This window comes from Pusillimonas sp., from assembly GCF_035515275.1.
Classification (GTDB): domain Bacteria; phylum Pseudomonadota; class Gammaproteobacteria; order Burkholderiales; family Burkholderiaceae_B; genus Pusillimonas.
The window spans coordinates 1-20,406 of sequence record NZ_DATJBQ010000142.1; the positions used below are offsets into that span (position 1 = coordinate 1).

General features: G+C 60.3%; 14 protein-coding genes, 1 tRNA gene and 1 pseudogene. 11 read left to right on the plus strand and 5 right to left on the minus strand.

The window, feature by feature from the left end; genetic code table 11:
* The 8 genes and pseudogenes from VL003_RS10380 to VL003_RS10415 form a co-directional block, all read left to right on the plus strand.
* Positions 1 to 595, plus strand: a pseudogene (locus tag VL003_RS10380) (benzoyl-CoA 2,3-epoxidase subunit BoxB); the annotation flags it as partial.
* A gap of 249 nt (positions 596 to 844) precedes the next feature.
* Positions 845 to 2,248 carry a 3-isopropylmalate dehydratase large subunit gene (gene leuC / locus VL003_RS10385; protein WP_325442176.1) on the plus strand — a complete coding sequence of 468 codons (1,404 nt, stop codon included), beginning with the start codon at positions 845 to 847 and terminating at the stop codon, positions 2,246 to 2,248.
* A gap of 8 nt (positions 2,249 to 2,256) precedes the next feature.
* Positions 2,257 to 2,907 (plus strand): 3-isopropylmalate dehydratase small subunit, encoded by a 651-nt coding sequence (gene leuD, locus VL003_RS10390; protein ID WP_325442178.1) that lies wholly within the window; start codon positions 2,257 to 2,259, stop codon positions 2,905 to 2,907.
* A gap of 34 nt (positions 2,908 to 2,941) precedes the next feature.
* Positions 2,942 to 4,018, plus strand: coding sequence for a 3-isopropylmalate dehydrogenase (leuB, locus tag VL003_RS10395; RefSeq protein WP_325442180.1), 1,077 nt, complete (start codon positions 2,942 to 2,944; stop codon positions 4,016 to 4,018).
* Positions 4,019 to 4,049: 31 nt separating this feature from the next.
* Entirely contained in the window at positions 4,050 to 5,180 is a 1,131-nt protein-coding gene (gene asd, locus VL003_RS10400; RefSeq protein ID WP_325442182.1) for an aspartate-semialdehyde dehydrogenase, read from the plus strand.
* Between the two features lie 2 nt (positions 5,181 to 5,182).
* Positions 5,183 to 6,844, plus strand: a complete 1,662-nt coding sequence (locus VL003_RS10405) for a type IV pilus assembly protein FimV (RefSeq protein WP_325442184.1) — start codon at positions 5,183 to 5,185, stop codon at positions 6,842 to 6,844.
* 6 nt (positions 6,845 to 6,850) lie between these two features.
* Positions 6,851 to 7,669, plus strand: a complete 819-nt coding sequence (truA, locus tag VL003_RS10410; protein ID WP_325442186.1) for a tRNA pseudouridine(38-40) synthase TruA — start codon at positions 6,851 to 6,853, stop codon at positions 7,667 to 7,669.
* Between the two features lie 46 nt (positions 7,670 to 7,715).
* Positions 7,716 to 8,369, plus strand: coding sequence for a phosphoribosylanthranilate isomerase (locus tag VL003_RS10415; protein WP_325442188.1), 654 nt, complete (start codon positions 7,716 to 7,718; stop codon positions 8,367 to 8,369).
* A 13-nt stretch (positions 8,370 to 8,382) separates the two neighbouring features.
* Here the strand turns inward: VL003_RS10415 and VL003_RS10420 are convergent, their stop codons facing one another.
* The gene (locus VL003_RS10420; protein WP_325442190.1) at positions 8,383 to 10,329 is read right to left on the minus strand and encodes a bifunctional metallophosphatase/5'-nucleotidase; all 1,947 of its coding nucleotides are present in this window, start codon (positions 10,327 to 10,329) and stop codon (positions 8,383 to 8,385) included.
* A 192-nt stretch (positions 10,330 to 10,521) separates the two neighbouring features.
* Here VL003_RS10420 and VL003_RS10425 point away from each other — a divergent pair.
* Positions 10,522 to 10,598, plus strand: a tRNA-Val gene (locus tag VL003_RS10425).
* A 362-nt stretch (positions 10,599 to 10,960) separates the two neighbouring features.
* Here the strand turns inward: VL003_RS10425 and VL003_RS10430 are convergent.
* Positions 10,961 to 11,248 (minus strand): helix-turn-helix domain-containing protein, encoded by a 288-nt coding sequence (locus VL003_RS10430; protein ID WP_325442192.1) that lies wholly within the window; start codon positions 11,246 to 11,248, stop codon positions 10,961 to 10,963.
* A 234-nt stretch (positions 11,249 to 11,482) separates the two neighbouring features.
* The gene (locus VL003_RS10435) at positions 11,483 to 13,825 is read right to left on the minus strand and encodes a sulfatase-like hydrolase/transferase (protein ID WP_325442194.1); all 2,343 of its coding nucleotides are present in this window, start codon (positions 13,823 to 13,825) and stop codon (positions 11,483 to 11,485) included.
* Between the two features lie 163 nt (positions 13,826 to 13,988).
* Between VL003_RS10435 and VL003_RS10440 the strand changes: the two genes are divergently transcribed.
* On the plus strand, positions 13,989 to 14,687 hold the full coding sequence (locus tag VL003_RS10440) for a response regulator transcription factor (RefSeq protein WP_325442196.1): 699 nt from the start codon (positions 13,989 to 13,991) through the stop codon (positions 14,685 to 14,687).
* Positions 14,678 to 16,477, plus strand: a complete 1,800-nt coding sequence (locus VL003_RS10445) for a sensor histidine kinase (RefSeq protein WP_325442198.1) — start codon at positions 14,678 to 14,680, stop codon at positions 16,475 to 16,477. Before VL003_RS10440 ends, VL003_RS10445 begins: the two co-directional genes overlap by 10 nt.
* A 100-nt stretch (positions 16,478 to 16,577) precedes the next feature.
* On the opposite strand, the gene acnD is transcribed toward VL003_RS10445, so the two are convergent.
* The gene (gene acnD / locus VL003_RS10450) at positions 16,578 to 19,172 is read right to left on the minus strand and encodes a Fe/S-dependent 2-methylisocitrate dehydratase AcnD (RefSeq protein ID WP_325442200.1); all 2,595 of its coding nucleotides are present in this window, start codon (positions 19,170 to 19,172) and stop codon (positions 16,578 to 16,580) included.
* Positions 19,173 to 19,232: 60 nt separating this feature from the next.
* On the minus strand, positions 19,233 to 20,406 hold a 1,174-nt coding region (gene prpC, locus VL003_RS10455), incomplete at its 5' end, for a bifunctional 2-methylcitrate synthase/citrate synthase (RefSeq protein ID WP_414708289.1).

Consider the following 20,406-nt stretch of genomic DNA (forward strand, 5'->3'; position numbering starts at 1 on the left):
GCAACGCAAGGCCAATTTCCATATGTCGGTTACCCGTGACCTGTTCGGTTCGGAAATTTCAAGTAACGGTGCCGAACTGTACAGTGCGGGTCTAAAAGGCCGCTACGAAGAAAACAAGATCGACGACGACCACGTGTTGAGCAACGACCTGTATCCCGTCATGACGGTGCGCGACGGCGAGATCATTACCGAAGAAGTTCCGGCGTTAAGTGCCATCAACAGCCGGCTCCTGGATGACTACATCAAGGATTGCCAGGGTGGTATTGACCGGTGGAACAAGGTCATTGCCAATGCGGGCGTTGACTTCCGCTTCAAGCAGCCTCATAAGGGCTTCAACCGCAAGATCGGCGAATTCGCGGGGCATAGCATCACGCCCGAAGGCGACTTGATTTCCGCTGAAGAGTTCGAGGCCCGTCGAGACGAATGGCTGTGCAATGAGGCCGATCACGATTTCATCAATTCGCTAATGAAGCCGGTGTACGAGCCTGGCAAATACGCAAGCTGGATTGCGCCTCCGCGCGTGGGCATCAACAGCAAGCCGGGCGACTTCGAGTACGTGAAAATCTACGACAACGACGTGGCTGCGGCGGGCTGAACCAGGCTCGGTTTGATCGCCTCTGTCTTGGCACCTGGCCGGTTTCCCTTTGTGGGAACCCGGCCTTGTTGTGTTTTCGGTTAGCGTCGTTCTGGCAATATTGGTTCTATTTATCGTGTGGCGGCAGGGCCGAAAGCGACCAGGGTATCAATAGTAGTACTAGTATATTTACTCTTCTTGTACTAGCTTGGGATGCTGCCATAATAAGAACAACACCTTCAGTCAACCATTTTCTGAAAGAGCACCCTTATGGCCCAGACCCTTTACGACAAATTGTGGGATGCCCACGTCGTCGATCAGGCACCCGACGGCACCTGTCTTTTGTATATCGATCGCCACTTGCTTCACGAAGTGACCAGCCCGCAGGCTTTCGAAGGGCTGACCCTGGCGGGGCGCCAACCGTGGCGGGTCAGTGCCAACCTCGCGGTAGCCGATCATAACGTACCCACGACGGCACGCAGCAAAGGCATTACCGACCCTATTTCGCGCCTGCAGGTAGACACCCTGGATGAAAACTGCGAGACCTTCGGCATTACCGAGTTCCGCATGAACGATATTCGCCAAGGCATTGTGCACGTCATTGGCCCCGAGCAGGGCGCAACCTTGCCCGGCATGACCGTCGTCTGCGGCGACTCGCATACCAGCACCCATGGTGCGGTCGGCGCATTGGCGTTTGGCATCGGCACCTCCGAGGTCGAGCACGTGTTGGCCACGCAAACCCTGCTGATGAAAAAAAGCAAGAACATGCTGGTCAACGTCAATGGCAGCCTGCCTTTTGGCTGCACGGCCAAGGACCTTGTCTTATTCGTCATTGGCCAGATCGGCACTGCGGGCGGCACAGGTTATGCGATTGAATTCGGTGGCTCGGCAGTGCGCGAGCTTTCGGTCGAAGGCCGCATGACAGTCTGCAATATGGCGATTGAAGCCGGCGCGCGGTCGGGCCTGGTGGCGGTCGACGATAAAACCATCGAGTACTTCAAGGGCCGTCCTTATGCGCCCAGCGGCGAACTCTGGAACCAGGCCGTCCAGTACTGGAAGACCCTGCATACCGATGAAGGCGCCCATTTTGATCGTGTGGTCGAACTTGACGCCGCCGATATTACGCCACAGGTAAGCTGGGGCACATCGCCTGAAATGGTGTTGTCGATTGAGGCACGCGTACCCGATCCCAGCAGCGAACAAGACGATGTGCGCCGCAGCGGCATGGAGCGCGCCTTGCAATATATGGGGCTTGAAGCCAATACCGCCATCACCGATATCAAGATCGACAAGGTGTTCATTGGTTCGTGCACCAACTCGCGTATCGAAGACCTGCGCGCCGCAGCCCAGGTTGTGCGCGGCAAAAAGGTAGCCGACTCGGTCAAACAGGCCATGATCGTTCCTGGTTCTGGCCTGGTCAAGCAGCAGGCCGAGCAAGAAGGCCTTGATAAGGTCTTTTTAGAGGCGGGCTTCGAATGGCGGGAACCGGGCTGCTCCATGTGCCTGGCCATGAACGCCGACCGCCTGGAGCCGGGCGAGCGTTGCGCATCTACCTCGAACCGCAACTTCGAAGGGCGCCAGGGGCAGGGCGGACGCACCCATCTGGTCAGTCCGGCCATGGCGGCAGCCGCCGCGGTAGCCGGTCATTTTGTCGACGTTCGTAACTTTCGATAGGAAGCCTCATGCAAGCATTTACTACTCATAAAGGCCTCGTGGCGCCGCTTGACCGCGAGAACGTCGACACCGACCTGATCATTCCCAAGCAGTTCTTGAAATCAATCAAACGCACGGGTTTCGGCCCGAACCTGTTTGACGAGTTGCGTTATCTTGATCACGGCGAGCCCGGCATGGATAACTCAAAGCGTCCGCTCAACCCCAGGTTTTCCTTGAATCACGCCCGCTACCAGGGCGCGTCGATCTTGCTCACGCGCAAGAATTTCGGCTGTGGTTCAAGTCGCGAGCACGCTCCTTGGGCGCTGGATCAATACGGTTTTCGCGCGATCATTGCCCCTTCGTACGCCGACATCTTCTTCAACAACAGCTTCAAAAACGGCTTGCTGCCTATTGTGCTGCCCGAAGACGAAGTCGAGCGCCTGTTCAATGAACTTTACGTCAACGAAGGCTACACGCTCGACATCGACTTGCCTCGTCAGGTGGTGGTTGCGCCCGACGGTCGCGAAATCCACTTCGAGGTTGAGCCGTTTCGCAAGCACAGCCTGCTCAACGGCCTGGACGAAATTGCAACCACCTTGCAAAAGACGGATAAAATCCGAGCCTTCGAAGCGGCACGAATTGCGCGTCATCCCTGGCTCGCAGGCGGTTCCCAGGCTTGAACCCTTACACTAGAAAATTGGCGATTCCATACTCATGACACACAAAATAGCTGTACTTCCGGGCGACGGTATTGGTTCCGAAATCACCGAGCAGGCGGTGCGCGTCCTGACCGCCCTCGGGCTGGACCTTGATCTGCAGACCATGCCAGTGGGCGGTGCCGCCTACGACGCCTTCGGCCATCCCTTGCCGCCCCAGGTACTTGAGCTGGCCAAAAGCGCCGATGCAATTCTGTTCGGCGCGGTCGGTGACTGGAAGTACGACACGCTCGAGCGTCATCTGCGTCCGGAGCAGGCAATACTTGGCCTGCGTAAGGCGCTTGGCCTGTTTGCCAACTTGCGTCCGGCTATTTTGTACCCTCAGTTGGCCAATGCTTCTTCGCTGAAGCCCGAAATCGTATCGGGACTGGATATCCTGATCGTGCGCGAGCTGACCGGCGACATCTACTTCGGCCAGCCGCGCGGCGTGCGCGAGATCACCGAAGGGCCCTTCAAGGGCGAGCGGCAGGGCTTTGACACCATGCATTACGCCGAGTCCGAAGTGCGGCGCATCGGTCACGTAGCGTTCCAGGCGGCGCAAAAGCGCAGCAAGAAGCTCTGCAGCGTCGACAAGGCAAACGTGCTTGAAACGTCTCAGTTCTGGCGCGATGTCATGATCGAGGTGGGGCGCGAGTACCCCGATGTGGCGCTGACCCACATGTATATCGACAACGCCGCCATGCAATTGGTGCGGGCTCCGAAAGAGTTCGACGTCATTGTTACCGGCAACCTGTTCGGCGACATCTTGTCGGACGAAGCCTCTATGCTTACCGGTTCGATCGGCATGCTGCCCTCGGCCTCGCTGAATGCGGCCGGCCAGGGGCTTTACGAGCCCAGCCATGGCTCGGCGCCCGACATCGCTGGCAAGAGCCTGGCCAATCCGCTGGCCACCATTTTGTCCGCTGCCATGTTGCTTCGCTATTCGCTGGGCAACGCCGAGCAGGCAGACCGCATCGAGGCGGCTGTGCAGCAAGTGCTTGAGCAGGGGCTGCGCACCGCCGACATCTACGAAAAGGGTTTGACGCAGGTTTCCACCTCTGAAATGGGCGACGCAGTATTGAAGGCGTTAAAATAAACCGTAACCGTATTTTATTTAAGTGATCTCTATGACCCAGGCAGTAGGTTTGGTCGGGTGGCGCGGCATGGTGGGCTCGGTCCTCATGCAGCGTATGCGCGACGAAAACGATTTTTCCCTTTTCGAACCCGTCTTCTTTTCCACCAGCAACGCCGGCGGCAAGGCTCCGGCCTGGGCCGAAGGCGCCGGCCCGTTGCAAGACGCCTACAATATCGACACCCTGAAGAAGCTGCCTATTATTGTTACGGCGCAGGGCGGCGACTACACCAGCGCGGTTTATCCCAAGCTGCGCGAAGCGGGCTGGAACGGTATCTGGATCGACGCCGCCAGTACGCTACGCATGGCCGACGACGCCGTCATTGTGCTTGACCCTGTCAATCGAGCTGTTATCGACGCGGCGCTCAAACGCGGCGTCAAGAACTTCGTCGGCGGCAATTGCACGGTCAGCTGCATGCTCATGGGCCTGGCCGGCTTGTTCAACAACGACCTGGTCGAGTGGATGACCAGCATGACCTACCAGGCTGCGTCCGGCGGCGGTGCGCAGCACATGCGCGAGCTCCTCACACAGTTCGGTTTGCTTAATGATGCCGTCAGGCCCTTGCTCGACGATCCGGCTTCCGCCATTTTAGAGATCGATCGTGGCGTGCTGGCCAAGCAACAGGCGGCCGATTTGCCGCGCGACCACTTTGGTGTGCCGTTGGCCGGCAGCCTTATTCCCTGGATCGACAAAGATCTCGAAAACGGCGTCTCGCGTGAAGAATGGAAGGCTGAAGCCGAGACCAACAAGATTCTGGGCCGAGGCAAGGCTTTTGGCACGGCGCCCACGCCCATCGACGGCTTATGCGTGCGCATCGGCGCCATGCGTTGCCACAGCCAGGCGCTTACCATCAAGCTCAAGCGCGACGTACCGCTCGACGAAATCAACGATCTGCTGCGTGAAGGCTCAAAATGGGCAAAAGTAGTGCCCAACGAACGTGAAGCCACCATGCAGCAATTGACGCCGGTTGCGGTTACGGGTACTTTGGACATCCCTGTGGGACGCTTGCGCAAGATGTCCATGGGCCCCGAATACCTTAGCGCGTTCACGGTCGGCGATCAGCTGTTGTGGGGCGCGGCAGAACCGTTGCGCCGCATGTTGCGCATTACCTTGGGCGAACTATAAAAATGTCGAATACTTGTTGCGCAGCCAATTTATTGGCGATTCGGGCTACACCCCTGGCGCTCGCCTTGGCGGCAATGTTGTCGGTTTCGCCTCTGGCCGACGCAGCAAGTATCGGGCACTCCCGCCTGCTTTCCGCAGCGGGTCAGCCTTTAAGCATTAACGTTCCCATCCGTCAGCTCAGCAATGCCGACCTGCAATCATTGCGCGTAGGTGCAGCGCCGGCAGCGGCCTGGCAACAGGCCGGGTTGGTTCCTCCGGTCGAGCTCTCAAGCTTGCGGTTTACCATCGAGCCAGGCTTTTCCGACGATGCCCGTGTGGTGCAAGTGCGCTCCAACCAGCCGTTCAATGGCCCTGTGGCCGATCTTCTGCTTCAGGTCGATACAGCCGCCGGTAGCCGGCAACATCAGGTCAGTTTACTGGCTCAGGCTGCGCATCCCGGTGCTTCTTCTCAGTTGGGCGGTGGTAGTGTCGGCACGGCATCGTCTGCCGGCGTCGCGTTGGGCAGTGCCCCTGCACAACGAAGCATTTCGGTACGCAGGGGCGACACGTTATTTGCCTTGGCGCGGGCCAATGCGGTTGAGGGGGTCAGCGTCTATCAGATGATGATCGCACTTCAAAAGGCCAATCCCCAGGCCTTTATCGAAGGTAATATCAATCTGGTCAAGGCCGGGGCCACACTGGCCATACCCGACACTGCAGCCTTGCTTGCGGTGTCCGACCGCGAGGCCCGGCGCATCTTCCAGCAGCACGCCCAGGCGTTTGCAGCCTATCGCGAAGGCATCGCCGCCCGACGCAGTGCGCCGGTGCAGGGCGGCTCGGCGCAGCAGGGCACGGTATCGAGCAGCGCGGGTTCGGCGTTGGTTGAGCCCGCTGCGGCGGCGGGTGATCAGGTCGTGCTGTCCAGCGGCCAGGCAAGCGACGCCGCACGCGACCAGAAAGACGCCACTCAGCAAAACATTGACGAATCCAAGGGCCGTATCTCGCAGCTCGAGCGCAATGTCCAAAGCTTGAATCAAGCGCTGCAGATGCAAGGCGAGGCAGCCAAAGACGCCGTGCTCGAGGGCGCTGCCACAGTTGGCCAGACACTCTCCGAAGCGGCCGACAGCATTACTTCATCCGATAATCCCGTATCCAGTAGCGCTTCGGCTTCTGCAGGCGCTTCGTCTGCGGCGGCAATCGGGCGCACCACGGTCCCGGACACCAACAACGCCGCCAAAGGCGTGTCCGTGCAGTCAGATCAGGTAGGTGGCCCGTCAACACAAGCTGCAGCACCCAACGGTGCTTCAGCGTCCGCGACGTCTAATGGTGTCGACACGGCCGGTACAAGCGACGCCACACGTTCAGGCGTCACGGCTCAGCAAGGCACCGTCGGCGAAACAAACCCTGGCCAGGTCGAATCTGGTCAAACCGATTCCACCTCTTCCTCAAGCAAGGCAGAACAACCCGTGTCGTGGCTTCAAGAAAATCTGCTGGGTGTCATCACCGGCATATTAGCGCTGTTCGTCCTTATTATTGCCTGGCTGTTGCGTCGCGCCAGTGCTTCGCGTAGCGAAGACAGCCAAGGTGGCGTCACCGAGGCCATGGTGCAAGAGCGGCTCGAGAAAATCGATCTTGATTTCGACACGCCGCCCACCGACCAGCGGCCGTCTTCACGCGCCAGCTAAGCCGCCATGCCTCGCGTGGCGTTGGGGCTGACCTACGACGGCCAGCCGTGGCAAGGGTGGCAGACACAGCCCGCTGGTCAGACAGTCCAAGACACTCTTGAAGCGGCCTTGGGCCGGTTTCTGGCCCAACCCACCGCTACGATTTGTGCAGGCCGTACCGATACAGGGGTTCACGCCCTCGAACAAATCGTGCATGTCGATGCGGCGGCCCAGCGTGCTCCCGAGTCTTGGGTACGGGGGCTGAATGCCTTGTTGCCCAGCAGCGTTGCCGTGCAGTGGGCTCAGGTTGTCAGCGGCGATTTCCATGCGCGCTTTTCGGCTGTGTCGCGCACCTACGTTTATATTGTGCGGCAGGCCAGAGTACGCTCGCCTCTGGTACATGGGCGCGTGGGGTGGGTGTTTCGGCCGCTGCAGCTCGAACCCATGCAGCAGGCCGCGATCCGCCTGGTGGGCGAACACGATTTCAGCGCATTCAGGTCGTCGCAGTGTCAGGCAGCCAGCCCGGTGCGCACACTGCACACACTGAATATCGATCAGCAGGGTGACTATTTTGTCTTCACCTTCAAGGCCAATGCATTCCTGCACCACATGGTGCGCAACCTGATGGGCGCCTTGCTTTACGTGGGCCAGGGGCGTCAAGACCCCTGGTGGCTGGACGAGTTGCTTTTACAGCGTGACCGGTGTCTTTCCGCACCCACGTTTTCACCGGCGGGCCTGTATCTGGCCGGCGTAGAGTACCCCGCCCGGTTCGGTTTGCCCGAGAGCAGGCTGGACGACCTGCTTGCCGGCCATTTGCTTCCCGTCACCGGTTACCCCCCGCGTTAGACTATCAAGTTGCCGTCATGGCATCTGTTTATTGAAGGTTCTTTACATGCTACGTACCCGAGTCAAGATTTGCGGCATTACCCGAGTACAGGACGTTGAATCGGCCTGTCAGGCGGGTGCAGATGCGATCGGGCTGGTCTTTTACCCCAAAAGCTCGCGATTGGTGTCCGTGCAGCAGGCACGGCAACTGCGCCAGGCGGTTCCTGCCTTTGTCAGCGTGGCAGCCTTGTTCGTCAATGCCGAACCCGATCATGTTCGGCAGGTGCTGGACCAAGTGCAGCCCGATGTCCTGCAGTTTCATGGTGACGAACCCCCCGAGTATTGCGCAGGCTTCGGCCATCGCTACATGAAGGCTTTTCGGGTGGGCGGCCCGGGGCTCGAGAACCGGCAAAGCATATTGGAGGCGTGCCGGCGTTACCCACAGGCTGCCGCCTGGCTGTTCGACAGCTATAGCGCCGGTTACGGCGGTAGCGGCCTGACGTTCGATGTGGGCCTGTTGGAAAAGGTGTGCCAGGCCCACGACAGCCGCCCGTTGGTGCTGGCCGGCGGGCTGAACCCGGCGAATGTTGCCGACGCTGTACAAACGGTACGCCCTTACGCGCTTGATGTGTCCAGCGGGGTCGAAGATGCCGGCGGTATCAAGTCTGCTGAAAAGATCGACGCCTTCATGAGGGCGGTGTACGGCGCGTCGTTTTCCTGAGGCAGCCCGAGTGTCAGGGATCAGTGGCTGAGACAAAGGCCTGGGTGCTGTATTCGTCTGTAGCCGGGCGTGTCAGGCCTCGCTTCTGTTTCGCCAGGTCGATGGCGTAGTCCAGGAACAGTTGCGTGGCGTCCAGCCCTGCATCGACGCGTTCGTGTTCTTTCAGCTTCATGAATGGCAGGTAATGATCCTTGCCGTCGGCGATGAAGTCGATGGTGGCCACGTTGTATATTTTTGTCCGGTCCAGTGGCTCGTAGGTGCCGTCCGGCTGTTGTACTTCGATATGGCTTAGCCTTGAGCCTTTGGGTTGCCGGGCGTCCACCCGCCACCGCATGCCTGCGGCATACGGAAAAGCTCCACTGCTTGGCTTGGGCGCAAACGCGGCGTCCACGGCGCTTTCAAGCGCTGCTTCCAGCATCGTTCCGCTCACCTTCAATTGCACAAGCTGGTTGTTGAAGGGCAGCAGGTTGTAGATATCTTTGACCGTGACAGGCCCTGCGGGTATGTCTGTGCGCACGCCGCCGGCGTTGATCAGCGCCAGGTCGGCCTCGAAATAAGTACGCGCTTGATGCAAATAGGCCTGGGCAACCAATTGTTGCGTATCGCCGCCATGTCGGGATAACCGTGCGTCGGCAGCGCAGTTCTCGCCGCGACCAGGGCCGCCCTGGATTGCATTGGTGCCGGGAACACGACGGGTACATAAGGTGTGCGGGGCATGGGTTACCACGCTTGAGCCGAACGCGAGCTTGCGGGCTTGGTGGGGGGCCAGCGCAGCCACGGCTCGAGCATCAGGATCGGTGACGCGCAAAAAGCCTGAGCGGGCGATTTCGCCCATGATGGCGCTTACATCAGCGTTGGAAAGGGGCGCGCGGTCGCGGCGAGCCGGCTTAAAGTCGGTGCCGATCAGTGCGTGGGGGGTGCCCTGGCAGGACAGCAGGTGGCCGGTGATGTCGAATTGCAGAATCAGTTCTCCGACAACATAGCCATAGTGGCCAGCCTGGGCCACGCACACCGGCTTGCCGTTCCGGTCGGTGGTATGGGTAGGGTAAGGCCCTTTGGGGGCAAGGCCGTGGTTCTTCATGCTGTCTGGTCCCAGCAAGGTGTGGGAATCGCCGCCAATAATTGCGTCGACGCCTCGCAATTGCTTTGCCAGGGTCAGGTCGGCCTTGTAGCCGTAGTGGGACTGAAGAACGATGATGTCGACGCCAAGGCGCTCGAGTTCGTCGATGGCGGCCTGCGCGCTGGCAGCTTCTTCCAGAAAGGTGGTGCCGGGATCGGGGCGTGACGCATTCTGAGTTTTGGCGGCCACGGTGAGCCCGATCAAACCGATGCGTCGGCTGTCGCGCTCAAGCACGACCCAGGGCTGGACGTAGTCCGGCGCTTGGGTGGGGTTCAGTGCCGACTCCGGGCCGAAACGCACATTGGCACTCAATACTTGGGTTTTACATTCGCCGTCGTGCAGGCGATCGATAAAGCGCTTCAGTGCCGCATCGCCGTGATCGAACTCATGATTGCCCAGTGTAAAAGTGTCAAAGCACACCATGTTCATCAGGTCGGCGTCGGCCTGGCCGTCGGTCAACGGGTAATACAGATCACCGGTTATGGCGTCGCCGGCATGGATCTTGATGGTGCGAGCGGGGGCCCTGCTTGCCAGTTCGTGCATCGCTGATGCGACTCGCGCAAAACCGCCTGCCGGAACGAGTATGGGCTCGCGCTTTGTGGGGCCGGTGGCCATCATCAGAGGCAAGGACGACTCATCAAGATGAGAATGGTGGTCGTTGATATGCAGTACGGTCAGTGTGTAGCCGGAACTTTCATTCGTGGCAGACGGATGTTCCGGTTCCTGGCTGGTGGTTCCCGCGCATCCCGCCAGAAGCGCCAGCGCCGCTGCGCAGGCGTGCGCCCCGAATGCAGGAAGGGCGTTCAAATAATTTGCTCGTAATCGGGTAAACAGATGCATGGGGAAAGTGCTTTCAAAGAATGCCCCGGATGCTGGCGCAAGCCCGTCGATTCGTCAAGGCAATATCAGTTTCAGGACGCGCTTCAGGGTCTGAAGTAACGGTACCGCCCACCGAACGATTTTGCGTGTAAAACAAAAAAGTGGTGACCGCTTTGCAAAAACGAAAAAATGAGCTATAGTTTCGTTCTTTGCAGGCGGTTAGCTCAGTTGGTTAGAGCGCTACGTTGACATCGTAGAGGTCGCTGGTTCGAATCCAGTACTGCCTACCAGAATTCGGCAAAAAGCCGTGCCCCAGAGGCGCGGCTTTTTGCTTTTTGCGTTCAGCTGCCTGTGGGCTCTTCCCCATTGCCGTGCTGCGCGACAGCTTGGCGATCTTGAGCAATGTCGCCAGTGTATGCTGCTGCCTCATCCAACTTTTTTTAGGTACGCTACCTCCGCGCGCAGATATTCATTCTCTTTGCACAAATTTTCCAGCGTACGGGCATCCTGTGGCTGCACAGGAGCAGGTAACGGGTTTTCGGGGTTTTTCATCTTCTTCGGGCGTCCTCGGGGCTTTGGCTCTAATGCATCTAAACCGCCCTCATAATACCGGCGCGCCCAGCCCGAAACCATTCTGGCTCCCCCACGCAAATCAAACAGCAGCCACCTGATTGAAAGACAACCCCTGCAGCCACATCTGATTTAACACCGAAAGTTTAAATCGGGCACTGTAATGGCTGGGCCTCTTGCGCAAACCCGCATCGCCATGGTGACAATAAAAGTTAACCCAGCCCTTGATCGTCATGCGGTTCACCCCGAACTTGGCCGATAGAATCTTGTAACCTGAGGCTCCCTTCAAGTACTCCTCAACGATTGTCGGCTTAAATTCCTCGTCATATTGCGCCATAAAAAATAGCCCGCAGGTTGGATTGGTGTCCAACTCTTGGGGGTCAGTTCAAAACGGGGGAAGGGCACTCATCAGACACGGTTAATTACACCGTTCAAACCGCACCGGGCCAAGACCCGCACGCGATAATTCTCAAAGTTTCTGAAGCCATACGCACGATCGGCCCCAACCGAGATCTCAATGTCTGGGGGTGGAGCGGCTCGGCAAACCCCCATCCGTCGACAGCGTTGCTGTCGACGGATGGGGCTGCCGGCGACTTGCTTTATTTCACCTGCCGCAGGCACGGCCCAGGTTGTTCTGGATGATCTGCTGGTCGGCCTGGTCGGTCTTGCCGTCGTGGTTGAAATCGTACCAGCTCGACTGGCCGCCGTTCAGCTGGCTCAGTTCCCGCCAGTTGTCCATATCCTTCTGATCCACCACGCCGTCCCGGTTGCCGTCGCCCGGGCAATTGACGCTGTCGTAGTTCAGGTTGTACAGGGCGACCGCGTCATGGCGGTCCATTTCCGCTTTGAGGCTGGCATACGCCTGCTGCTGCTGGATGGGCAGCGACGAGGTGTTCAGCGGCGGCGCTGCGACCGGCACCAGTGTGCTGCCGTCTCTGTCGAGCAAGGGGTTGGGGGTGGCGGTGTCGATCTGGTAGAGACCGTCGATGATGTTGAACCGGGTCGTACTGTAGCGGTAGGCGCTCGGGTCGGCGGTGCCCATGTCGGGTTCGCACTGGTAGCGGTTCTCGCGCACCAGCTTGTAGGTGCCGTCAGTGACCGCTTTGGTGGCCGAGGGCAGGAAGGTGGTAGGTTGGCCCAAGTTCAGGCGGTACGCTTGCGCCTGGCAGCAGTTGCGATACCCAGCTGCGGGGATGCCGGCGGTTTCGATCGACTGGTTGTCGCCATACCAGATGCCGCCCTGGGCCTGGCACACACCCTTTTCTGGGAACAGGGTCGTGCAGACGTTGTTGGCTGCAGGGATGACGCAGGGCGATTCGTTTGCGGCCGCCGCGTCCGAGCGAAGGTTCGTGCCCATTTCAGTGAAATTGGTGCTGCGGATGGACGCCTGCTCGGTGTTGGTCAGGTAGGCCAGCATGGGCTGGGCATCCAGCGGCCGGTTGGGCGTGGCGGCGGATGCCACGTCGGCTTGCGCGAGCTCGGCAAACAACTGGTACAGGTCGACCGCGCCCACCATGTGGGGCACTTCGCGCCCCGGCGCGGTGACCATCGGGCCGGCCGCCAGCAATGGCACCCACACGCCGGTCTGATAAGGCGACGCCTTCGCGCGCATCGGGTCGAACTTGCCCGGAGCGGTGAATTTCACGCTGTTCACGTAGGTGCCGTTGTCGCCGATGACAACGACCAGGGTATTGGTGTCTTCGGGGCGATAGTTCAGCGTGCCGTCTTCGTTGTGGCTGGCCAGGTTCAGGCCCACCAGCAGGTCGCCGATCTTCTTGTCCAGGGCCTCGATCATCAGGTTGGTGATCAGGTGGTTGTCGATCAGGTCGGTGAGCGGCGTCAGCACCGGGGTGTTTTCCGAATCAGCCAGGGTTGAGCACACTAGATTGTCGTTGCGCCCGGGCGTGTCTTCGGCGATGAGCGATACGGGCGGCAGTTGCAGCGGGGTATGGATGCTGGAGTAGCCCACCGTCAGCATCCACGGCTGGTCGCTGGGCTGCTGGGTGGCCCAGGCGATGGCGCGGTCCGTTTCCTGGATGCTGCGGTATCCCCGTGAGGAGGGATCGGATGCCGGGGTCACGTAGCCATTGCCGTTCGCGGTGCTCGTGACCCAGCGGCCGGTGTAGTAGCCGTTCTGGGCCGTAAAATCGATGTAGCTGGGGATGCGGGCCTGGCAGGATTGGCCGGGGTCGAGGATGCCGCCGCGCTCCATGCAGCTGCGGCCCGGCGTGACGACCTCGCCGCCGATGGCGATTTGCGTGCAGGCCCCGTCAGCCATGTAGCATGCGCCGGCGTCGGCGCCATGGGCGGCATCGATGCGGGTCGTGGGGATGAAGCCACATTTGTAGGGGCCGCTGTCGACGTCGACGCCCTTGGTGGTCAGGCCGGCGCGGGTGTCGATGTTGTAGGGGGCGCCGTCCAGGAAGCCCTCGAAATGATCCCAGCCCAGCTTCCACATGGTGTCATAGCCGTAGGGCAGGTTGACCCCGCCGTTCAGGTCTGTGCCCGTGAGGTGCATCTTGCCGATCAGCGCGTTGGTGTAACCCTGGGTCTTGAGCAGCTCGGGCAGCGTGGTCTCGAAGGGGTTGGGCGACGAATTGGCCAGATCGCTGGACACCACGGCGTTCAGCACGTTGGTCTGCGAAGGGTAGCGCCCGCTGAAGAAGGTGGCCCGCGTGGGTGTGCAGCTGGGCATGGACCAGGCGTGGCGGAACCGGACGCCGGCGTTGGCAATGGCGTCCAGCGTCGGCGTTCGGGGCGGCATGGCGCCACCATAGCCGTAGGACGTCAACTGATCGACGCCCAGGTCGTCGAGCACGATGAATAGAATGTTGGGCTTGGCCGAGGCGACCGGCGCGGATGAGTCGCTGCCCGATGAGCAGGCGGCCAGCATCGCGGCGGCGGCAAAGACCAGTACGAACCGGGGTCGAAGATGTCTTGCAGTCATTAGTCTGTGCTCCATTTCGTGGTGACGGAACCGGAATGCTTCCCAAGCCGTCCGAACCATGACAAACTTTAAACCGGTGACATCTGAAATAACTAGTGACAATAGATTAAAGGCCGGCGGGTTGCCGGCCCATACCACGAAAAGGGTAGGGGTGATGGGTTCCATGAGCGAGCGTGCAGGTATCGACACCGTCCAGGGCGGTGGGGCGGGGTTGTGTCGCACGCTGCTGCTCGAAGACGACCAACCCCTGCGCCAGCGTTTCGAGTCGATCCTGTCGGGGTGGCAGGGGGGGTGTCTGGTGGCGGCCTGCGGCACGCTGCAGGCCGCGATGGGGGTGTTGCAGAACGCACCCATCGACCTCCTGATTACCGACCTGCGCCTGCCCGACGGCCATGGCATTCAGGCTATCCGTCGCCTGCGTGCCACCAACCCGCAAGCCGAGGCCATGGTGGTTTCCGCCCTGGCCGACAATGAAATCGTGATTGCGGCCATCGAGGCCGGGGCCACAGGCTATCTGCTCAAGGACATCGATTCCGCCGATCTGATCGAAGCCATCGAAGAATTGCGCGCCGGGCGTTCACCGATTTCGTCCTCTATCGCGCGCGTCATCGTGCGGCGTCTGGGTGCGCGGGGAAAGCCAACTGAAACGGCGAACCGCGAGGCCGCCGCGCTTACCCCGCGCGAGACCGAAATCCTGTGGGGTATCGCCAAGGGCCTGACCTACGCCGAAGTGGCGGAGCACCTCGGCGTGTCGCGCCAGACCGTGCCGGTGCACATCAAGAGCATCTATCGCAAGCTGCAGGTGGGCAACCGTTCTGAAGCCGTGTTCGAAGCCTCGCGCCTGGGCCTGATATGGTTGTGATCCGGCGCTGGCTGGGAGGAATGCTGGCGGTGTTGATTCTGGTGGCCGCCAGCACGCCGCTGTGGCTGGCGCTGCCCATGCCGCCGAAAGCGCTGGTCATCGACCAGGCGCGGTACATGGAGCCCAGGCACGCGCCCGAAGCGATTGGCCTGCCCCATGCGCAGAGCCGCCAGATCGAGGGTCGTTATCATCTGACGTTCGATCTGCCCCAGGCGTCGACGCAGCCGCTGTACCTTTTCATCCCCATGTTCAGCTATCGGGCGATGGTCGCGCTCGATGGCGAGACGGTCCTGGATACCGGGGCGTATTCCCTGGTGCCGGGCGTCATGCTGGGCGCGTCCACGCTGGTGCCGCTGTCGGGCGGCCGCCTTGCGGCGGGTCGCCACACGATCGATATCCGGCTGCGGGCGCTGGGTATTGCGCGCGGCTACCTGTCGGCCCTGTATATCGGTACGGCGCAGCAGCTTGCCCCTTACCACCGCCTCAGGGTGTTGGTGCTGGAACACACGCGCATGATGGTGCTGGCGTGCCAGCTGTTGCTGCTGGTCGCGACCTTTATGGTCTGGGTCTATCGGCCGGCAGAGTCGCTGTACGGTTGGCTGTTCCTGCTGCTGGCGGTGTCCACGGCGTCGTATGTGGGCCTGCTGGCCGACATTGTGCCCGATGTGCTCGACTGGCTGCCTTATGCTTTCACCATTAGCATGTCGGGCGTCTTCATCCTGCACGTGATCGCTTTGAAGATAAACGGCACCGTGGCGCCGGCCTGGCTGCGCGCGTGCGTGGCGGTGGTGCCGGGCGCGTGTCTGCTTGCCATGGGTGCGGGCCTGGTCACGCCCATGGCGATCATGATGGGCGTGGTGACGCCCATCATGGTGGTGTCGCCCCTGATCACGGTTGCCATTTCGGCCTGGGGCGCACTGGTGAAGAAGGTATGGGAAGCCTGGTTGCTTCTGCTGCCCCTGGGGCTCTTCTCCCTGGCCGTTCTGCATGATGGGGCGGTTGTCGCCGGTTTCCTGGACGGCCCCGTCTTTCTTTCGCTCTACTACCGGCAGTTGCTGCTTCTGGCGATCGCGGTGATTCTTATGCGCCGCCTGGGCCTGAGCCTGATCCGCCTCGATGGCGCCAACGTTCATCTCAAGCGGAAGCTGGCCGAGCGCGAGGACGAGCTGCATCGCTTGTATGAAGAAGAACGGGGCGAGGCCGCGCAGCGCGTGCGCGCCGAAGAGCGCCATCGGTTGACGCAAGACCTGCACGATGGCCTGAGCGGCCATTTGGCCTCCATCATCGCCATGGCCGAGCGCGACCGCGCCACCGATATCGAACGCACCGCCCGCGAAGCGCTCGACGATCTGCGCCTGGTGATTCATTCGCTGGACATCGGCGACCGCGAGCTCATGGCCGCGCTGTCGGGCCTGCGGGAACGGCTCGAACCCCGCCTCAAGCGCCAGGGCGTGCCGCTGGAATGGTCGATGGCACGTCTGCCGGAAATTTCCGGGGTCACGCCCGAATACGCGCTCAACACATTGCGCATCGTGCAGGAAGCCGTGACCAATGCTCTGCGCCATGGCCCCGCCACGCGTATCGCGGTGCGCGGCGAAACCGGCCCGCGGGGCGAGGCGCTCATCATCGTCGAGAACGATGGCACCCCTTATGCGCCCAAATCAAACGGCGGCGCCGGCCTGCACAATATGGGCCGCCGCGCCGCCTTCCTGAAAGGCACGCTGCAAATCGAAGCCTTGCCGGCGGGAACAAGGGTCACGCTTACTCTGCCACCCTCTCAGGCCCCATGAATCGATTGGGGACATCGCCCATTGTTTCCGTTAGACAGGTTTTGCTTTTTGCGTTCAGTTGCCTATGGCGATGGCAGCCGTCAGCATTTTGGTTTTCCCTCTATGACACGACACGGGTTTGGAGAAAGTCTTGGGCGAAACGCTGCAGTACGCCGCCCGCTTCGTAGATGAATGTTTCCTCTTCGGTGTCCAGACGGCACTTTACCCCCACTTCAAGACGTTCGCCGTTGCGGCGATGAACTACCAGGGTAAGCGTTACGTCAGGAGCGGGCTGTCCAACAACATCATAGGTTTCGGTGCCGTCCAGGGCCAGAGTGTGGCGGGTGTTGCCTGGCAGGAATTGCAGCGGCAGCACACCCATGCCAACTAAATTCGTACGATGTATGCGCTCGAACCCTTCAGCCACAATGGCCTCTACACCGGCAAGGCGCACGCCTTTGGCCGCCCAGTCGCGCGACGAGCCTTGGCCGTAGTCGGCACCGGCCACAATGATTAGCGGCTGTGCCCGCTGCATATAGGTTTCGATCACCTCCCACATGCGCATTACTTTGCCTTCGGGCTCGAGTCGGGCCAGCGAGCCTTGCTTTACCGTGCCGTCAACGACGGCCATTTCGTTGATGAGTTTGGGGTTGGCGAAGGTGGCACGCTGAGCTGTCAGGTGATCGCCACGGTGCGTGGCATAGGAGTTGAAATCTTCTTCAGGCAGACCCATTTTTGCCAAGTATTCCCCAGCGGCGCTATCGGGCAAAATGGCATTGGACGGAGACAGATGATCGGTGGTGATGTTGTCCCCCAATATCGCCAGCGGGCGCATCCCGCGCAGCGTACGTTCGGCGGCCAGCGCACCCTCCCAATAAGGCGGGCGGCGTATATAGGTGCTTTGCGGGCGCCAGTCGTAAAGCGGCGACACTTTTTCGGCAGACACCACGCGGGCGGCAAACATGGGTTCGTATACTTGCCGGAACTGTTCGGGCTTGACGCTTGAAGCGACCAGGGCGTCGATCTCTTCATCGCTGGGCCAGATGTCTTTGAGGGTCACCGGGCGCCCCTCGGCGTCATGGCCCAGAATGTCTTTTTCGATGTCGAACCGAATGGTGCCGGCAATGGCGTAAGCAACGACCAGCGCCGGAGACGCCAGAAAGGCTTGTTTGGCAAAAGGATGGATGCGACCGTCGAAGTTGCGGTTACCCGAAAGCACTGCCGTACTGTAAAGGTCACGTTCCAGGATTTCTTTCTGGATACGCGGATCCAAAGCGCCGCTCATGCCGTTACACGTGGTGCAGGCGAAGCCCACAATACCAAACCCAAGCTTTTCCAGCTCGGGCAGCAGGCCGGCTTCTTCAAGATACAGCTGTACGGCTTTTGAGCCCGGTGCCAGAGATGTCTTGACCCAGGGTTTTCGAGCCAGGCCGCGCGCGTTGGCGTTACGCGCTATTAAGCCGGCGGCGATCACGTTGCGCGGGTTACTTGTGTTGGTGCAACTGGTTATGGCGGCGATTATTACTGCGCCATCGGGCATCAATCCTGCTTCATTCTCGACCTTGCCGGCAATGCCGTGTTGAGCCAGTTCAGAGGTGGCGACCCGACGGTGTGGATTGGACGGCCCGGCGATGTTGCGTACGACGGTCGACAAATCAAAACGCAGCACACGCTCGTATTGCACGCCGGCCAGACTATCGGCCCATAAACCCGTCTGCTTGGCGTAGGTTTCCACCAACTGTACTTGCTGCTCGTCGCGCCCGGTGAGTCGGAGATAATCAATGGTTTGTTCATCGATATAGAACATCGCCGCCGTGGCGCCGTATTCGGGCGTCATATTGGAAATGGTGGCGCGGTCTCCGAGAGTCAGGCCTGCCACACCATCTCCGAAAAACTCAAGATAGCTGGACACCACCTTGGCATTACGTAGGAACTCGGTCAGGGCCAGGACCAGGTCGGTCGCCGTCATGCCGGATGCCAGCTTGCCGGTAAGTTCGACCCCTACGATCTCGGGCAGGCGCATCCACGAGGCGCGCCCCAGCATGACGCTTTCGGCTTCGAGGCCACCAACGCCAATAGCAATGACACCCAATGCATCGACATGGGGAGTATGACTGTCGGTACCAACCAGGGTGTCGGGAAACGCCACGCCGTCGAGGGCATGCACAACGGGCGACATGCGCTCGAGGTTGATCTGGTGCATGATGCCGTTGCCGGGCGGCACTATGTCGACATTTCGAAATGCCCGCTTGGTCCAGTTGATGAAATGAAAGCGGTCGTCGTTGCGGCGGTCTTCGATGGCACGGTTTTTTTCAAACGCATCCTTTTCAAAGCCGGCGTGTTCTACGGCGAGCGAGTGGTCGACGATCAACTGGGTGGGTACGACGGGGTTTACAAGTGCCGGATCACCCCCCTTGGCAGCGATGGCGTCCCGCAGGCCGGCCAGGTCGACCAAAGCGGTTTGCCCCAGGATGTCATGGCAGACGACGCGGGCCGGATACCACGGAAAATCACGATCGCGTCGGCGTTCGATAAGCTGAACAAGCGATTCGGTCAGAATCGCGGAATCGCAGCGACGCACAAGGTTTTCAGCGTGCACTCGCGACGTGTAGGGCAGGGTGTCGTAGGCGCCCGGCTGGATCTCATCGACCGCGGCGCGGGTGTCGAAGTAGGCCAGGTCGCTGCCCGGCAGGGGTTTACGATAGGCAGTATTCATTTCGAACTTTATCCACTGGGTGTGGGCCCGCCAGCATGGGCGGGCATGTGCGGAGGGTGCTTAACGCTCGTTGATTGGTACGAACTTGCGGTCTTCCGGGCCAATGTAGTTGGCGGTGGGACGGATGATTTTGTTGTCGACGCGTTGCTCGATGATGTGGGCGGCCCATCCGGCAGTACGGGCAATGACGAACAAGGGGGTGAACATAGCCGTGGGCACACCCATCATGTGGTAAGACACTGCCGAGAACCAGTCCAGGTTGGGAAACATCTTCTTGGCGTCCCACATCGTGCTTTCAAGTCGCTCGGCGATTTCGAACATACGTGTGTTGCCGGATTGTTCGGACAGCTCTTTGGCAACGCGCTTGATAACCTGATTACGAGGATCTGAAATAGTGTAAACCGGATGCCCAAACCCGATGATGACCTCTTTGTTTTCGACACGTCGGCGGATGTCGGCTTCGGCTTCGTCGGGGGTTTGGTAGCGCTTTTGAACCTCGAAGGCGACTTCGTTGGCGCCGCCATGCTTGGGGCCACGCAGCGCACCGATACCGCCGGCGATGGCCGAATACATATCCGACCCGGTGCCGGCAATGACGCGGCACGTAAAGGTCGACGCATTAAACTCGTGCTCGGCGTAAAGGATCAAAGAGGTGTGCATGGCGCGCACCCAGTCGGCGTCGGGTTTTTCACCGTGCAATAAATGCAAGAAGTGTTCGCCGATGTTGTCGTCGTCGCTTAACACGTCGATCATCTGGCCATTGTGGCTGTAGTGATACCAGTACAACAAGGCCGAGCCCAGGCCTGCCATGAGCCGGTCGGCGATATCTCGTGCGTCCGGAGTATTGTGATCGTCTTTCTCTGGCAGTACGCAGCCCATGGTCGATACGTAGGTGCGCATGACATCCATCGGATGGCTTGCGGCCGGCAGGCACTCGAGCACCTGTTGCACCTGCAAGGGCAGGCCACGCAGGCGACGTAACTTCTCTTTGTATGCTTGGAGCTCTATGGCGTTGGGCAGGTGGCCGTGAATCAGCAAATGAGCGACTTCTTCAAACTCGCAGGCCTCGGCAATATCCAGGATGTCGTAGCCGCGGTAGTGCAGATCGTTGCCGCTGCGTCCTACGGTGCAAAGCGCCGTATTGCCGGCTATCACACCAGACAGGGCGACCGATTTCTTTGCCTTGGGTTTCGGGGCGCTTGATGTTGCGGGCGCCGCGTGGGGGTCGATTTGG